Below are 14,695 nucleotides of genomic sequence, written 5' to 3'. Positions count from 1 at the left end.
GAGCATCAAGGAGACCCGGTGAACTGTTACCCGTTCATCAAGGCGGAGAAGCGAGGCGACCACAGCGTGAAGCGGGCATGTGAGTTGCTGCAGGTCTCCCGTTCCGCCGATTACGCCGACCGCGCCAGCCGACCGTCCCGCCGTGTGCAGCGCGACGCCGTCCTGACCGGCAAGACCGTCGAGATCCACGACGAGTCTCGCCTGACCTACGGCTCGCCGCGGGTCCACCGTGAGCTCCGAGCTCAAGGCGAGCGGTGTTCCCGCAAGCGGGTGGTGCGGCTGATGCGAGCCGCCGAACGCCACGGCCGGATCCCGAGACGCTGGAAGAAGGCGACGATCCCTGACCCGGGCGCGAGCACCCGCCCGGATCTGATCGGCCGCGACTTCGGTATCGACCCCGACCGACCCGGCCAGTTGGACCGCCGCTGGTGTGGCGACATCACCTACAGCCACACCTGGGAAGGGTGGCTCTACCTGGCCACCGTGATCGATCTCGCCTCGCGGCGGGTGGTCGGCTGGGCGACCGCCGATCATCTGCGCACCGACCTGGTCGCCGAGGCGCTCACCGACGCGGTGAATCGGCGCCGGCCAGCAGCCGATGTGGTGTTCCACTCCGATTGAATCCGGTCAGTACACCTCGGCCCAGTTCGCCAACCTGGCAAGGGATCTCAGTGTCCGATTGTCGGTCGGCCGCAAGGGTCAGTGCTGGGACAACGCGGTCGCCGAGTCCTTCTTCGCGACCGTGAAGACCGAACTCATCCACCGCCGCACCTGGCCCACCCGCAAGGCCGCCACTAGCGCGATCTTCGACTACATCGAGGGCTGGTACAACACCCGCCGACGCCACTCCACCCTCGGCTACCTCAGCCCCACACACTACGAATCCACCATCACGGTCACGGCCGAGCAGGTAGCCTGACCACCTCACATCGACCCTGTCCGTCGAAACGGGTCAACCCACCCTGTCCTTCGAAACGGGTCAATCCCATTCATGCGTGTGGTGGCTTTGAGGTCACTGCATCACTTCCGGCTTTGCCACACGATGGATCCGGCTGCAGCAGCTCACCAACTCCACGACATCGAACGCAACTTGGCTCGGGCCGCTGGTGTTTGGCCAGGGTCTGAGGTCACGCAGCGGACTCGAACTGGCCGCTTAGGCGGGGGAGCGTGTTTTGCTGGGCCGCGGTGAGGGTGGCCAGTTGCCGGCAGCCGGCCGTGAGGGCATCTTGCAAGGTCGGCCATCGGTTGACACACCAATACGGGTCGTCTGGTTGGCGGTCGTGGTCGTCGTCGATGTCGGCGCACCAGCCGCCCAGGTATTCGTGGTGGATGTGCAGTCTGAGCTTCATTCGTCGTGCATTCTGGTGAGGTCAGTACGGCAGTTGCCGGCCTGATGGGGTTCGAAGATCGAGGGCCTTGGTTGTCCTCCGCCTGTTCAGCGGCCGTCGACGGATCTGGATCTGCCGCATGGAACTCACCTCTTGTGGTGTTGCCTGCGCTTGAAGCTAGTGAGCGACTGCCGTCGCAGCTATCCGGTCGGCGTTTCGTTCATCCAGATTCTGCGGTGGTTCGGTGCGGTGCGGGATTCGGATAGTCGCGTCGTTCCGTGGATCGCCTCAGTGGCGAGGCGCTGACAGTTTGTCGACAGGCAACGAACCGGGGACGCGGTGGTCGTAGTGCGCGAGGTGCCGAATGAGCGGAATCCTCTCCAGGCGCCTCGACGCCGCGGCAGGGGCAGGAGGTCGGATCTGTGGCGGGAGCAGGATCGACATCGACGGCGCACCTCTGATCTCGAGGGTCTGCGATCAGTGCGTAGTGGAAGTTCACACAAGAGGTTCGGCCAACCCGGGCCAAGTCGCCTTGAAAGTCCGATCATGCTGCAGAAGGCTCTGGGCCTGCACCGCGCAGTGCGAGCTCGGCTTCAACCTTCTCGATGAACTGGGCCACCTGTTCGTGCGTGTGCTGCGCGCAGGTCAGCACGCCGATCAGCTCGGCGGTCGAGTACTGGCTCGGGTGGTGCTTGATGCCTCTCCAGTCGCGAATAGTTGCGGTTGACACAGTGGTCATCTCCTTCGGTTGCTCATCGTTGTGAGGGAATAGTCCTAAGCCGCCATTCCGGCGTCGTCGACCGCGTCCGGATCGATCAGCCTGCGAACTGCCGCAGTGCGCCGAAGCTTGTTCAGGCAGCGCGCCCGGGTGGGGCCGATGCTGCCGATGGGCATACCGAACCAGCGACCGATCTGGGCGTACGGCACCGGAGGGTCGGCCATGAGGAGCAGCAGGAAGTGTCGCTGTTTCGGCGGCAGCTCAGCGAGGCCGTCCTTGATGGCACGGCGGACCTCGTTGCGCAGCACGTCATCGCCGGGCTCGGCATCTTCAGGAGCGCTGGTCAGCAGCCGCCACCTCGAGTGCTCGGCCTCGGTGGGTGAGAGCGGGTCCACAGTGATCGCGCGGTTCCGCAGGTTCACCTCGCTTCTGCAAACCTTCGCTGTGGTGGCGGCAATCCAGCCCGGAAGTGCCGCCGGCGCCCGCAGTTCGTCGATGTGCTCGAGGAGCTTCAGCCACACCGTCTGGCTGACGTCTTCCATATCGGCGACGGGCAAGCGATACGTGCGCGTGATGGAGCGCACCAGGGTCTCGTAGCGCTCGAAGACCATGGTCCACGCGTCGTGCTGTCCTTGTCGTGCTCTGGATACGAGTTCGACGACGGAGGCTCCGGAGACATCATGCCGGGGCATCTCCGCGTCAGCTGGCCGCTCGGAGGTCGCGCAGGCTTCCTCGTCCGAGCACCGACCGGGCCAGGACTCCGGTGGACTGGCGACAACAGCAGTCTTGCAGGGTTCGACCGCCGCGGGCACCCGGCCGCGCGGCTCCGCGAGACGGTTCGCCGGCCAATCGGAGAGCCCGGTCGCGGTGGATCTGGTCATGGACCGAGATGGTTCACGTCGTTCTCGGTCGGACACCGATGCGAGTGGAAGTTCCATGGACAGATTGTCAGGCGCGGCGTGCTCGCGATCTGCTCGCTGGCCGACACAGCCAGAGACGTGCCCACGACATAACGAAGGCGGGCGCTCTGGGTGCGGGCAGGTATCTGGGTTGCGTTGTCTCGATCTGAAGTGTGAGGTCCATTATCGAACCGCGCCGGTCCACATCCCGACGTCCTCGTTCCGCGAGAAAGGAGACGTCATGAGTTATGAGTACCACGCCTCGCACGACTACGACGACAACTGACGTTTGGTCCCGCCAGCCGCCCGCAACGTGCCTAGTCTCCGCAACGGCCTGACAGCGCGGCGATGTCGAGCAGATCGATGCGACCGCGGTGTACAGACACGAGGCGTTGGCGTGCGAGACGGCGCAGCACCTGGTTGACCGAAGGTCTCGTCGCCCCGACCAGATCGGCGAGGCTTGCCTGGCTCAGCGGGATGCTGGCTCGGTTGTCAACGGCTCCATACGAGATCGCGAGCTCGATGAGACGTCTGTATATGCGGCGGTCGAGGCTGAGGTACATCATCTCCAGCAGCCGCCTGCTCAGTTGGTCGACTCGGTCGGCGAGGAGGATGGAGAGGGCTCGTTCCACCAAAGGGTTATTGGCGCGCAGCCGAGTGAAGGTCGTCGCGGCGATGGACAGGGTGCGACTCGGCTCGATTGCCACCACCGTCGCCGTACGTCGCCTGTCGTCGCGGAGCAGGGCAAGCTCTCCGAAGTAGTCACCTGCAGAAAGGATGTTTATCGTCGCAGTGGCGCCGGAGGCAAGGCTGCCCCGGACCGCAAGATGGCCGGACTCGACCAGGTGGAGCGAGTCAGCCGGGTCACCCGCGCGACAGACCACTTCGTTCCGACGAAAATTGCGTGCCCACGCAGCCGCCAGGAGCTCCTGTCTTTCGGAGGCGCTCAGTGCCGCGAGCAAGGGCCATTCCATGTTTCAGTGAAGCACACCGAACGAGGAGCGATGATGAGTCCTGTATGGCGTCGGCGCAACACCGCGCCGACCAGCATGCGATCGCCATCGTGATACGTCTGTCAACTTGCTTCACACAAGAGCGTTCCGCTGCGAACAATCGGCGCCGGTCGGCGCGCTGCCGTGGGTCGCAGCGTCGACCAGGTCCGCTGCCGACGACCCTGTCGACCGTATGACCGTGCCCGGACTGGAACGGTCGGCCGACGCGTCCGTACGCGGATCGAACGGCCGTGACCTGACGTATACCCCACGTCGGCGTGGACCAAGGGATCCCGAAATGCCGACACGCGGCGGTCCCAAACACCTGGCCCCGCCAAAGCAGGCGGTCGGGGTAAGGACGGAGGCGTGCTGGGCTGATCCGGCCCCAGACCATCGACGAGTCCTCCGCCGAGGTTGGCGTGGCCATCAACTCGGAACGCATGTAGTCCACGCGGCCGACATACTCTCCTGTGGAAACCGAGCCAAGCGGCGATGTCGAGCACGATGCCGCTCGCGTAGGCGCCTATGCGATGGCCAGCGGCGGGTCGGAGGTCATCCGGCTCGCCGGGCGTCGATGTTTCCAGCGGCGAAATAACAGCCCCGTGAGTACCGACGCACGAATACTGCGACCTATCATCCACCGCACCGACGGCGAACCGCGGATGGCGGGAAAGCTCGAGGCGCTCGAAGCCGCACGGCCCGGCGAACCCGGTGGTCTACGACACGCTTGCAGGCCTTCCCCCTGCACCTCCCGAGCTAGACTAGTCCAGTGTCCGCCGACGTCCCTCGGCTGACGCGATGGCTGCACGTGCTCGCAGCAGGTCCGGTTCCGTATCTGGAGCCGATATGTGATCGAGCACTACCCACAGGGACTGGTGCAAGCTCAGGTCCGATGGACGAATCTCAATCAGGTTGGTAACGGCGCGGAGCATGAAGCTCCATGCGCCTTGCATCGTGGCCGTCTCGGCCGCGCGCCTGAATTCGGCGGCCGCGGCATCTCTGTCTCCGCGTCTCGAGAGCAACAGCCCGCGATCTCTGTGCAGTTCCGGCAGGTGAGCGCGGCCACCGAAAGCGGCGATGTGCTGAATTCCCTCATCGATGGCGCGCAACCCGCTCGAAAGATCGCCGCTCGCAGAATAGGCCCTCCCCAGCCATCGCAGGAAAACAGGCCTGAACGCCTCCGCGCCACTGTCACGCCACGCCTTCAGAAGATACTCGAGGGTTTGAGCAGCAGAAGCGGGGTCGCCGAGCGTCGTCGCCGCGCCTGCGGCGTGCATACTCGCAGCGGCCAGCCAACCGTTGTAGCCATGAACAGCCGCCTCATCGATGGCCTTGCCGGCATAGGCGGCGGCGGTGAGCGGATCATCCGAAAGCAACGACCACCAAGCGGCGTAGCAGTTGGTGTACGTCCGGGTGAACGGGCCGTTGGGTGGACCGAGAGTCTGGGCCTCTCCAAGGGCCTCCTGTATGGTTGCCCGTCCCGTGTCTCGGAGACCGGTGATCCACTGGACAACGCCCAGCAGTATGGCTGCCGCGGCTGGTATGTCGATGGGCACCGCGCCTATCAGCACCGATGATGAGTCATCAGGGTTGACCGGCGAAGCGGACTCGGCCGCGAGCCGTCGCGCGCGTTCCAGTGAGGCGATGGCGTCGCCGAGGTTCCCCTGTTCGAACAGGTCATAGCCCATCATGGTGGCCGCCGCAGCATCCCCGCGCCGTTCGTAAAGCTGCTGCGACAGCGCTGCTGACGCAGCGAACTCGGCCCGCACATGATGGAACGCCCACAGCTGGTAATAGGTCCCGGATCCGGAGGTGGCTTGCTCCGATGTCACGAACAGCGTTCTGGCGCGTTCATTGATGCGGTTCGCTTCGGGAGAGGTATAGCCCTCTAGAGCCACCAAACTCCCGCCGAGGAGCACCAGCACCTCCACTTCGTCAACCGCCGCAGTAGGCCCAGCCGCCGGCAGCAGGTCGAGAATATGGCGAAGATGTCGAACTGCCTCGCGATGAGCTGCCAGGCCGGCAGCAGCCAATGCAGCGCGCCGCCACCACACCAAGCTCGCTGTCACGTCGGCCGCCTGCTCAAGGTGGTATGCGATTACCTCGGCCGGAATCGTCTCCGTCTCGTGCTCGCTGCGCAGGTACTCAGCTACCGAGCGGTGGATGGCTCGTCGTCGCGCCCTGAGCAGTGTCGAGTAGGCGGCCTCGCGGAGTAACACGTGGCTGAACCGATAGAGGGGGTTATGGGCTGCCCCTTCCTCCACGAGGATCCCCGCCTCCACCAACGTCCCCAGTTGGCGGCGCACCTCGTCCTGCGGCAAGCCGGTCACCCCTTCCACGACCGTCCTCTCCGCGAACATGCCGATTGTCGCCAACAACTGTGCAAGCGAACGCTGCTCGAGCTGTTGGTCGAGCCGCGCTACAAGGAGATCGTGAAGGCGGGGTGGGATTTCCGGCGGCGTGCCAGACGTCGCTCTGGCGAGGGCCCGCGCCACCTCTGTGACAAAAAGCGGGACTCCGTCGGATTTCGAAACCACCGCCGCGTGTACGGCGGGGGGCAGCTCGGGTACAACCGAACGGATCAACGACTGGACCTCCCCAGGCGCGAGCGGGCCAAGGCGGATCGTGGGAGCACCGCTGACGACCGGTTCGGCCGACGGACGGTTCGCCAGAACGAATAGCATGCCCGACTTTGGATCTCGGCTGACTAGGCGCTGGACCAGCTCCGCGGTCGACGGGTCCGCCCAGTGCAGATCATCGAAAGCGATGACTGCTGGACCGTCGGCTGCAAAGCTGTCGAGTAGCGCGACCAGCGACGTAAAGGTCTGCTCCCTCCGCTGCTCCGGCGCGCTGCTGACAGTGCCGATGCCTCCGACTGGCACGAACTCGAGCAGGTTTGCGAGGACCGCGATGGTCCCCTCCTCACGGAGGCCTCGGTCGTGGCAAAGACGCTGCAGCAGTCCGCGAGTCGTCTCCGGGGAGTCGCCGGTGGCGATTCCTGCGGCATGCATGAGAAACTGCCGCATGGCCTCGAAGGCCGTGTCGGTCCACAATGGAGAGCAACGGACCACGACTCCCGTCCCGCCCGCTGACCTCACCGACTCACACAGGTGCTGAACCAGCCGTGACTTTCCCATACCCGCGTCGCCAACGAGATTGATGACCTCTCCACTGCCATTCTTCACGTTTTGCCACGCGGTTTCGAGGGCGAACATCTCGGCGGTGCGTCCTACAACCGGCCGTTCGCGACCGAGCCGAGCCGGCGCCGACAACCGCTCTGCCGGGCGCCTGACGGTGAACACCCGTACGAGGCGAGAGACCCCGCGTAATTGGCGCGGGCCGAGATCAGTCACGTCGAACCGCTCGCGCACCAAGTCGAACGTCGATTCGCTGATTACGACAAGTCCGGGCTCGGCAACCGTCTGGAGCCGAGCAGCCAAATTTGGCGTCTCGCCCATTATGTTGGCGAACTCCTCATGAGGGCCGAGGATGGTGTCGGCGATCACGGCTATCCCGGTGTGGATGCCGACCCGCACGCGTAACGGTGGCGCCCTGCCGGGCAAATCACCGACGGCTGCCACAGCGGACGTGATGGAGAGACCGGCGAGGACGGCGCGCACGGCGTCGTCCTCCCGCGCACGCGGATGCCCCCAACTCGCCATGACGCCGTCCCCCAGCGTGTGGTGCAGGCGACCCTCATGATCTTGGACGACGGTGGCGACACATCGTCTGTAACGATCCAGAACATCCGCAAACTCTTCGGGATCGAGTCGCTCGGACAGTTCGGTGGAACCAACAAGATCACAGAAGAGCACGTTCACCTGCCGGCGCGCGGAGTCGTCAGCGAAGTTCGGGACGGCCAGATTCCGCTCGGTTGTGGACATGCGTGTTCCCCCTCCTGCGGCCTGCCCCTTCGTCGCTACGATCTGTATCGGTCAGGACAGATGCGGACCTGCATATTCCATGGTCGCGCACGACGGTCGACCACGGCAAGGCATTTCAGACACGCCGGGCGATGAAATAGGAAGCAAGTCCGCGAAGGAAGTCCTTGTGGGCGGAGTCAGGCACCTCGTTGAATGCCTCGTCGAACAAATGATCCGCAGCCGCTGCCATCGAAGCGGCGTAACCGTCCGCGAAGTCGAGCGAACCGCAGGTCTTCATCAACTCGAGGACACGTTTCACGTCAGCGCGACTCCGCTGTCTTTCAGGCTTCTCGAGGAAGACTGTTAGCCAGGCTCGCTCGATATCGTTCGCCTCCCTCAGGACATGCAGAAGCATCAAGGTCCGCTTTCCCTCCCTGATGTCCTCGAAATGCTCTTTTCGGCGGTGCTCAAAGCCGGAAATGTTCAGGATATCATCCCGGATCTGAAAGGCAGCTCCGAGAAAGAATCCGAACCTGCTTAGCGCGGACAACGACGCGGTGCCTTGCGAGCCGATAATGGCGCCTATGCGCAGCGGGAGTACCGCTGTGTACCAGCATGTCTTTCTGGCAGCCATGGCGAGGTATTCAGCCGGACCGAGGTCCACCACGTTGTTCCGCTGCCAGCCCAGGTCCATCGCTTGACCTTCAGTAGTCAACTGGACGGTCGAGGAAAACTCGTCGAGCATCCGTGCGGCAAGTCGATCACTCAGCGCGGGGCCGCGTAATGGGCGAAATGCAAGCGATGCCAGGGCGTCCCCCGCATTAATGGCGAGACCGACACCGTGCAGTTCGTGCAGCGCCGCCGCTCCCCGCCGGCTGAGGCTCTCATCTTCGATATCATCGTGGATGAGGAAAGCGTTGTGCAGCAGCTCGAGCGCGATCGCCGGCCCGATCGCCTCACGCAATGAACCACCGTAGGCCTGACAGGTGGCCAGGGCAAGCGCCGGCCGGATCCCTTTGCCTCTTCTGCTTGGGTAGTCGCGTATTAGGTCGTACAGGTATTCAGCCGGCTCCCCGCCAGCCAGATACTCACTCATGGCGGTAGAGGCCAGGCTCGCATACCTGGACAGACTCTCTTCGACCGCGGCGAGGTCTGCCTTCATCACGTGACGACGAGGCGAAGCGGAAGGCTGGCGTCCGGCAGGCCGACCGCCAGCACGTGGCCGTGGTAGACGCCGGCGGCTGCATCGTCTGGGATAGCGACGGTCAATCCCGCCGGCTCGATTCCACCAGCCGGAACTGTCAGCGCGTCCGGCGCCACCGCGCCATTCCTGGCCCTGATTATCGCGCCGTGGTGGGCGGTGAGGTCCGTCATCCAAACCACCACGTTGGTGGCGGGGAGGTTGGTTGAATTGCATATCCACAGTCGGGCGGCAGGGCGATCACCACGAGACCCAGCGAGGACCAGCGAAGAAGCCGCCACCGAGGACGCCTCTGGCAGAGCAGTGCTGAGGCCCTCCTGAAGCAAGTCCTCAAGAAGATCGACGCTCTGCAAGAATAGTGTGGAGTATACGTCGAAGGTACGTGCGATAACCGCACGCATCTGCGCAAAGCGAACCCCGTCGTGACGCGGGTTGTCAGGGGTCGGGCCCTCCCGAGCCCCGTCAGGTTGCAGCAGGGCAGCTCCCTTGGTCCCAGCAAGCAGCTCCTCGAAGACTGCCGTAGCCGCGCCGATCATCTGGCGTTGAGCGTCCGACAGGTCGTCCCCCTGTGCCGCTGCCGCCGTCATGTTCTCGGCCAAGTCGTACGGATGCGTCGGCCGCCGGAATTGCTGTAAGGCTTGCACCGCGCATGCCTTCGAGGCAAAGATCGACTACGCACGGAGGGGCCTTCTCACTTGGACGGCTTGTGATCCACGACGACCACATCAAGATGTGCCAAGGGCCTATCCAGGTGGACGAAATAGATCAAACCCTGGTAGAGGCCCACCGTGAGGTCGGTTGGTGCGTCCGAACTCTCCAGGACGTAAGAGGCACCATCCCGGCGGACCACGAGCACCGAAAGCAGCTGGTCTGCTGCATCCTTACTCGGTCCACGAAGGGCGATCTCAGCCTGCTCAGGCAGGTCGTCGCCAGAGCGAGCAGGGCCGCGAATGGTCACGGGAGGAGCAAGTCCGAAGGTATCACCGGTCGCTGCCCGAGTGAGTAGGGCGAAAGCAGTCGGTATGCCCACTGCGACGTTCAGGCGCTCCGGTATACCAGCGACGAGCGACCAGGCATCGCTAGCGTTCTCCAACGCCGTGACGAAGGCGGATAGCAGGTCTGCACTCATCTCATCGGCGGCATACTTGTCCTGCTTTAATCGCTGCGATGCCGAAGCCCACGTGTTGAGGCTCCGCTTGCCAATGGTCTGACCGACCGCTCCCATGTCCTCGAGCAGCCAGCCAATCCGATCCCACGCTGCTGACCGCTCCGCTCGCGTCCATTCAGGCCGCTCGTCGTGTCCGTGCCGTTCGTCCATTGTTCTCACAAATTCTCCGCGTTGTTCCTTTGCGCCTTCTCGTAGTTCTCACGCACCTTCGTCAGCACCTCGTCCTTATCGCTGTATATCTTGGTCTCGGCGCTATACATCTCACTCTCGAGCCACCAGGTGAGCGCTGCCGGGGCTAAGTAGTTGGCAGCCTGGCCGCTGTCCATCCATCCGTAACTGTTCGCATTAGGCGTGCGGTCACTAAATCTCAACACCTTCTTAATCGTAACGCGCCAGTAGTCGGCCGCCATGAGAGGGCGAACCTTGATGTAGCCCTCGTTCAGGACAATCCCGCCCAGCCGATCATCCCACAACAGCTGGCTGCTGATGCTTCGCACAAGCCAATATCTCAGGTCTATTCCCGTTGACTGTTTTCCCCTTGATAAGCGGGGAGGATCTACCTCGAAGACGGTCCCCAGTACGTTGTGGAATGATCCCCTCTGAGTGACGGTATCGCCCCACGTGATGTGTGCCCGCTCCTCCAGGAGGAGCTGATCATCGCCAGCCTCATGCCGACCACACTGACACCAGCCGTACCCGGGTTCTGGCCGCTTGCCTTCCGGCAACGGGTTTAGGCTGAAGCGACCGTCTACGTACCTGGCCATGCGGATCACGGAGCTCGCAAGCGGCCAGCACTGAGGATCGACCGACCTGGCCAAGGTCCGGAAATCGCCGCGCGCCACAGTGGTCACGATCGCGGTGGTCGTTAGCGAGTCTGCATCCTGCCGTATGACCGAAGAAGCCGGGTACACCGTGATACCTCGCCCGTCATTGGGTGGCCCCGGAAACATTCCCGAGTCAATGAAGGCCGCCGCGTCGACGAAGTCCTCCACAAACTCGTACAAGTTGAGACCGACTTCCGTCTCCAGGCGGACCAACTCCTTATGTGCGTAATTCTTGCGGTCGCCGTCCGTCATGTTCGAAAGAAGTGTTGGCGCGTCTATACCGAAGATGCGCTTGGTTGCCGCAGAAACGCGACTGTCGTCGAGCATATCGCTGAGATCTCTGGCCTCGTCCCTGTTGTCCTTGCCCAGAGCTATGAGCGCAGCGGCAAAGAGTGGTGCGCCGGCACGATATTCGAGCCGAAGTCGATGAAAATTACGGAGCCCTTCGTCGAGATCTTTCAGAGCTCGCAGTTCCGGTGGATAGACGTACTCATACTTCTCGTTGCCCAGGCGTCCCAGCGGCGCAGCGTGAACCAGCCGCCATACCGCGTCGCGCAACCCAGAGTGTGGGTCCAGCTCCTGCAGCTGTCGTAGTGCCTCGCCCAGAGGAAGCGGCCGCATCTCTGGTGGGAGGAGCACCGCCGCCGCGCCTTGCAGCCGCATCTGCCGGCCGACCGAATAGTGATAGACGCTCATCGCAGCCCGACGGAAGGCGTCGCTTTCCAGCATCCGCTCCTTCGGCCCTTGAAGCGACATGGCGCCCCCCGGTGCGAACTCGTCTCGTTAGCTGATGTTAGCCCCCTCCCCAGGTGCGTCAAGGGTTGGGCGATCCCGGCAACGCGCCCAGGGACGATCACGCTACGTGAGCTAGACGGTATGACGTGACGCCGTCGTGGTGGCGGGGTTGCGGGCCGGGGCCTCACTCACAAGATTCGTGGGTTACCGAGTAGGGGCTGCCTGCTCGGTCTATCCGACATTTGTGGGAGGCCCCGGTGTTTATCGAGCGTACGAGTGTGGGGCTGGATGTGCACGCCCGGTCGGTGGTCGCGGCGGCGATCGACGGTGTCACGGGCGAGTTGGTGCAGGCGAGACTGGCGCCGTCTCATGAGCACATCCGATCCTGGTTGGGTGATCTGCCGGGGCCGGTGGCGGTGGCCTATGAGGCCGGCCCGACCGGGTTCGGGCTGGCAAGGTCACTGACCGCGGCCGGGATCCGCTGCGAGGTGGTCGCGCCGAGCAAGCTGCAGCGACCCAGCGGTGATCGGGTCAAGACCGACGCCAAGGACGCGGTGCATCTGGCCCGGCTGTTGCGGCTGGACGAGTTCACGCCGGTGTCGGTCCCGACCGTGGAACAAGAGACCGCCCGGGACCTGGTCCGGGCCCGCGAGGACGCCCGCGCGGATCTGATGCGCGCGAGGCATCGGCTGTCGAAGCTCTTGCTGCGCCAAGGCATCGTCTACTCCGGCGGGCAGGCATGGACCGGCGCGCACGATGCGTGGCTGCGAGGTCAGCGGTTCGACTCGGTGGCGCTGCAGTTGACGTTCGAGTCCGACTACGACGCCGTACTGGCCGTCCAGGCCCGCCGCGACCGCCTCGATACCGCGATCGAGGCGATGGCCGCCGACAGCCAGTTCACACCCTTGGTACGGCGGCTTGGCTGTCTGCGCGGGGTCGGTGCCCTGACCGGGCTGGCGCTGGCGGTCGAGATCGGCGACTGGCACCGGCAACACCATCGGATCGTTCGTCGGCCTGGTCCCCTCGGAGTCCTCCTCGGGGGCGTCCCGGGTCCAAGGATCGATCACCAAGACCGGCAACACCCACGTCCGCAGACTCCTCATCGAAGCGGCCTGGCACCACCGCGCCCGCTACGTGACCGGCAAGACCATCCGCGACCGATGGGAGTTGGCCTCGCCGGCCGCCCCTGCCCGCGGCGATGCCGGCAACCGGCGACTGCATGATCGCTGGGACGCTTTCCGGGCCCGTCGCAAGCGCCACGTGGTCGCCAACGTCGCCATCGCCCGCGAGCTGGCCGGCTGGTGCTGGTCCCTGGCCGTGCTCGAGGACTAGATCCCACAAGCCGGCTTCGTCGACCACCGAAGTGGAAGCAGCGCGTGGAGCGACCCGCGATACAGCTATGAGCAACCCGGCCACCGCGCCGGGCGACGCTCGATCCTAGACACGCGAACCCGCTCCTGCCGAACACCCCGTCCTGCGGTAACCAACCCGCGCAAATCAGTCTGACCGCGCGTCGCCAACGACACGCTCACCACCCACCAGCCGAGGCGCCCGCCCCGAGACAAACCAGGACGGGCGCCTCACCCTGCCCATTGACAAGAAACCGCTACATATCAGCTGTACTGACCAGGCAGGTTGGTTAGGCGGGTGATGGGTGGGAGTTGGCCGATTGCGGTGTGGGGTCGGTGGTGGTTGTAGTGGTGGAGCCAGGCGGGTAGTGCGTCGCGGCGGGTTTGTTCGGTGGGGTAGAGCTGTTTGAAGGCCCAGCCGTCGGCGAGGGTGCGGTGGAATCTCTCGATTTTGCCGTTGGTCTGGGGCCGGTATGGGCGGGTCTTCTTGGGTGTGATGCCGAGGGCTAGGCAGGTGTCGCGCCATAGGTGGGAGCGGTAGGCCGAGCCGTTGTCGGACAAGACCCGCTCGGTGGTGACGCCGCGGGCGGCGAACCAGGCGACGGCGTTACGCAGTACGGCGGTCGCGGTGGTGGCGGTTTCGTCGTCGTGGATTTCTGCGTAGGCGACGCGGGAGTGGTCGTCGAGGACGGTGTGGACGAACGCGGTGCCGATCTTGTTGTTGTAGTGGGCGTTGCGGGGCTTGCCACCGGTGGCGACCCGGTTCTTGTTGCCCTGGGCGCGGCCGAGGTAGCGCCAGCCGCCGCCGTCGGGGATGTTGCCGAGTTTCTTCACATCGACGTGGAGCAGGGCGCCGGGGTATGGGTGTTCGTAGCGGCGGATCGGCTCGCCGGAGTACCGGTCGAGGTGGGACAGCCGGTGCAGCCGGCACTGGGTCAGGACGGCGTGCACGGTCGAGGACGCCAGGCCGAGTCGATCGGCGAGTTGGACCGGCCCGAGCCGGTGACGGCGGCGCAGGCTGACGATCCGGCGGACCAGGTGTGGCGGGGTGCGGTTGGGTTGGTGGTGGGGCCGAGACGAGCGGTCACCCATGCCGGCCGGGCCGAGGTGACGGTACCTGCCGGCCCAGCGTTTCGCGGTCGGCCACGACACCTGGAACAACTCCGCGGCCCGCGCGATCGGCCAGCCGTCGTCCACCACCAGACGCGCCAGCCGTAAACGCGCGCGAGGAGTCAAGGCAGCGTTAGCGTGGGACACGAAGACCTCCTGAGTGTTGGAACTGGTTCCTAGACAGCTCCACTCCACGCCGGGAGGTCTTCACCCTTCAACAACACTCACCGCGTGTCGTCACACTTTCTCAACCAACGTGCCTGGTCAGTACAGCTGATATGTAGCGGTTTCTTGTCAATGGGCAGGGTGAGGCGCCCGTCCTGGTTTGTCTCGGGGCGGGCGCCTCGGCTGGTGGGTGGTGAGCGTGTCGTTGGCGACGCGCGGTCAGACTGATTTGCGCGGGTTGGTTACCGCAGGACGGGGTGTTCGGCAGGAGCGGGTTCGCGTGTCTAGGATCGAGCGTCGCCCGGCGCGGTGGCCGGGTTGCTCATAGCTGTATCGCGGGTCG

Annotated in this window: 13 protein-coding genes and 1 pseudogene; 4 read left to right on the top strand and 10 right to left on the bottom strand. The window is 64.6% G+C overall.

Annotated features, from left to right (window positions below):
- Nucleotides 1–18 precede the first annotated feature (18 nt).
- The gene (locus OG876_RS32790; protein WP_328520553.1) at nucleotides 19–621 is read left to right on the top strand and encodes an IS3 family transposase; all 603 of its coding nucleotides are present in this window, start codon (nucleotides 19–21) and stop codon (nucleotides 619–621) included.
- Between the two features lie 58 nt (nucleotides 622–679).
- Entirely contained in the window at nucleotides 680–919 is a 240-nt protein-coding gene (locus OG876_RS32785) for an IS3 family transposase (protein ID WP_328520552.1), read from the top strand.
- 208 nt (nucleotides 920–1,127) lie between these two features.
- Here the strand turns inward: OG876_RS32785 and OG876_RS32780 are convergent, their stop codons facing one another.
- The 9 genes from OG876_RS32780 to OG876_RS32740 all read right to left on the bottom strand — a co-directional run bounded on the left by OG876_RS32780 (nucleotide 1,128) and on the right by OG876_RS32740 (nucleotide 11,722).
- Nucleotides 1,128–1,349 carry a hypothetical protein gene (locus OG876_RS32780; RefSeq protein WP_328520551.1) on the bottom strand — a complete coding sequence of 74 codons (222 nt, stop codon included), beginning with the start codon at nucleotides 1,347–1,349 and terminating at the stop codon, nucleotides 1,128–1,130.
- A 523-nt stretch (nucleotides 1,350–1,872) separates the two neighbouring features.
- Complete coding sequence (locus tag OG876_RS32775; protein ID WP_328520550.1) at nucleotides 1,873–2,067, bottom strand: hypothetical protein; 195 nt, start codon at nucleotides 2,065–2,067, stop codon at nucleotides 1,873–1,875.
- A gap of 35 nt (nucleotides 2,068–2,102) precedes the next feature.
- Complete coding sequence (locus OG876_RS32770) at nucleotides 2,103–2,657, bottom strand: sigma-70 family RNA polymerase sigma factor (RefSeq protein WP_328520549.1); 555 nt, start codon at nucleotides 2,655–2,657, stop codon at nucleotides 2,103–2,105.
- A gap of 605 nt (nucleotides 2,658–3,262) precedes the next feature.
- Complete coding sequence (locus OG876_RS32765) at nucleotides 3,263–3,907, bottom strand: Crp/Fnr family transcriptional regulator (protein WP_328520548.1); 645 nt, start codon at nucleotides 3,905–3,907, stop codon at nucleotides 3,263–3,265.
- Nucleotides 3,908–4,698: 791 nt separating this feature from the next.
- On the bottom strand, nucleotides 4,699–7,821 hold the full coding sequence (locus OG876_RS32760; protein ID WP_328520547.1) for an ATP-binding protein: 3,123 nt from the start codon (nucleotides 7,819–7,821) through the stop codon (nucleotides 4,699–4,701).
- A 115-nt stretch (nucleotides 7,822–7,936) separates the two neighbouring features.
- The gene (locus OG876_RS32755; RefSeq protein WP_328520546.1) at nucleotides 7,937–8,896 is read right to left on the bottom strand and encodes a polyprenyl synthetase family protein; all 960 of its coding nucleotides are present in this window, start codon (nucleotides 8,894–8,896) and stop codon (nucleotides 7,937–7,939) included.
- A gap of 65 nt (nucleotides 8,897–8,961) precedes the next feature.
- Nucleotides 8,962–9,645: a hypothetical protein gene (locus tag OG876_RS32750; RefSeq protein ID WP_328520545.1), complete on the bottom strand. Its 684-nt coding sequence runs from the start codon at nucleotides 9,643–9,645 to the stop codon at nucleotides 8,962–8,964.
- Nucleotides 9,646–9,692: 47 nt separating this feature from the next.
- Nucleotides 9,693–10,319: a hypothetical protein gene (locus OG876_RS32745; RefSeq protein ID WP_328520544.1), complete on the bottom strand. Its 627-nt coding sequence runs from the start codon at nucleotides 10,317–10,319 to the stop codon at nucleotides 9,693–9,695.
- Between the two features lie 5 nt (nucleotides 10,320–10,324).
- The gene (locus OG876_RS32740; protein ID WP_328520543.1) at nucleotides 10,325–11,722 is read right to left on the bottom strand and encodes a hypothetical protein; all 1,398 of its coding nucleotides are present in this window, start codon (nucleotides 11,720–11,722) and stop codon (nucleotides 10,325–10,327) included.
- A 263-nt stretch (nucleotides 11,723–11,985) separates the two neighbouring features.
- Between OG876_RS32740 and OG876_RS32735 the strand changes: the two are divergent.
- Both OG876_RS32735 and OG876_RS44140 read left to right on the top strand, forming a co-directional pair.
- A pseudogene (locus OG876_RS32735) lies at nucleotides 11,986–12,711 on the top strand (IS110 family transposase); the annotation flags it as partial.
- A gap of 13 nt (nucleotides 12,712–12,724) precedes the next feature.
- A complete protein-coding gene (locus OG876_RS44140; protein ID WP_442914195.1) occupies nucleotides 12,725–13,060 on the top strand; it encodes a transposase in 336 nt (111 codons plus the stop codon).
- A 281-nt stretch (nucleotides 13,061–13,341) separates the two neighbouring features.
- On the opposite strand, the gene OG876_RS32730 is transcribed toward OG876_RS44140, so the two are convergent.
- Nucleotides 13,342–14,334 (bottom strand): IS481 family transposase, encoded by a 993-nt coding sequence (locus OG876_RS32730; RefSeq protein ID WP_328520542.1) that lies wholly within the window; start codon nucleotides 14,332–14,334, stop codon nucleotides 13,342–13,344.
- Nucleotides 14,335–14,695 lie beyond the last annotated feature (361 nt).

The organism is Kribbella sp. NBC_00359 (assembly GCF_036097425.1).
In the GTDB taxonomy this organism is placed as follows: Bacteria; Actinomycetota; Actinomycetes; order Propionibacteriales; family Kribbellaceae; genus Kribbella.
This window is presented reverse-complemented; position numbering and strand designations above follow the sequence as displayed.

Excerpts from the sequence above, each read along its gene's own strand:
- OG876_RS32770 (WP_328520549.1), bottom strand. The coding sequence starts at position 2,657 with ATGGTCTTCGAGCGCTACGAGACCCTGGTGCGCTCCATCACGCGCACG.
- OG876_RS32745 (WP_328520544.1), bottom strand. The coding sequence starts at position 10,319 with ATGGACGAACGGCACGGACACGACGAGCGGCCTGAATGGACGCGAGCG.
- OG876_RS32780 (WP_328520551.1), bottom strand. The coding sequence starts at position 1,349 with ATGAAGCTCAGACTGCACATCCACCACGAATACCTGGGCGGCTGGTGC.
- OG876_RS32755 (WP_328520546.1), bottom strand. The coding sequence starts at position 8,896 with ATGAGTGAGTATCTGGCTGGCGGGGAGCCGGCTGAATACCTGTACGAC.
- OG876_RS32740 (WP_328520543.1), bottom strand. The coding sequence starts at position 11,722 with ATGCTGGAAAGCGACGCCTTCCGTCGGGCTGCGATGAGCGTCTATCAC.
- OG876_RS32775 (WP_328520550.1), bottom strand. The coding sequence starts at position 2,067 with ATGACCACTGTGTCAACCGCAACTATTCGCGACTGGAGAGGCATCAAG.
- OG876_RS32760 (WP_328520547.1), bottom strand. The coding sequence starts at position 7,821 with ATGTCCACAACCGAGCGGAATCTGGCCGTCCCGAACTTCGCTGACGAC.